Consider the following 1,137-nt stretch of genomic DNA (forward strand, 5'->3'; position numbering starts at 1 on the left):
CAGGGCAGATCGGCGCGAGCGGCGGTCTCGCCGGCGCGGTCTCGGCGGTCGTGGATGGGGTCTGGACGATCGGCTCCGGGCCTGCCGGTCGGGTGTTCATGTTGTGCGACGACACGGACCGGTTGGAGGTGCCGGGCGCAATCCTCGCGCTGAAATCCGCGGCTGCGCCGCGGCCGCTGACCGTCATCGCCAAGGAGCCGGAGCCGGCACTGGTGCTGCGGCTACGCGAGGCCGGGATCGAGGTCCGGGCGCTTGCCGACGTGATCAAGGCTGATCCGGAGGGCGTCGACCGCCTGATCCTCGACGACGGGCGCATACCGACCGGCGGTGTGAGGCTCGTCCTGCATCGCAAAGGGCAGTTCGCGGTGCTGGACGGTCGCCGCCTCGATCTTCCCCCGCAGATGTTCGCTCTCTTCAGAATGCTTGTCGAACGGTCGGTGCAGCGCGACCCCGTGCTTAAGGCGCAGGAGATCGAGGCGCAGTTTCAGCGAACACCGCGAGAGATCGTCCGGGACCTGCGCAGGGCCCTCGTTACCTGCGGGCTCACGGAAAAGGAGGTCGAAACGCTCGTGGGGACCGTCCGGTCGCGCGGGTACCGCCTTGGCCTCGCGCCGCCAGAGGTCGCCATAGAGACCTGAGTGCCGTCGGTCACACACCCGGCACACATCAAACACACGCCAATCACACCGGCAGACCGGCGGGGACCGGCAGTTTCGGAGCATCAGAAACGATGTTCCGAGGCTTTCACCGATGTATCCCCCGATTTCCCCCTCCGACCTTGCCACGCTGATCGACGAGACCGACCTCGCGGCCCGGCGTCTGCACCGCAAGCTGGTGCTCCCCGCAGCCGATCTCGACGATCTTCGCCAGGATCTTCTGGTCGACCTGATCTGCCGGCTGCCGGGCTTCGACAAGCGCCGCGGCACCATCGGCGCCTTTGCCAACATCGTTCTCCGCAACCAGTGCTCGCGCATCGCGATGCGGCACCACCGGCAGCGCCGAGCGCAGGGCGGCACGATGCTCTCCCTCGACGCCCCGGCAGCTGGCTCGGTCGAACCGCTGGGCTGCCTGTTGGCGGAGACGGACGGGCTGGCCGCCTGGCACGGCCAGGATCGTTGCGCCGCGGCGGACGTCGTG

The 1,137-nt window shown here is 68.6% G+C and carries 1 protein-coding gene and 1 pseudogene; both read left to right on the top strand.

Annotated elements, in window-relative coordinates; translation table 11 throughout:
- Positions 1–638: helix-turn-helix domain-containing protein (locus G481_RS26310; RefSeq protein WP_035026775.1), on the top strand; the 638-nt coding region annotated here is incomplete at its 5' end.
- Between the two features lie 112 nt (positions 639–750).
- A pseudogene (locus G481_RS0118660) lies at positions 751–1,137 on the top strand (sigma factor); the annotation flags it as partial.

This window comes from Gemmobacter nectariphilus DSM 15620 (assembly GCF_000429765.1).
Classification (GTDB): Bacteria; Pseudomonadota; Alphaproteobacteria; order Rhodobacterales; family Rhodobacteraceae; genus Wagnerdoeblera; species Wagnerdoeblera nectariphila.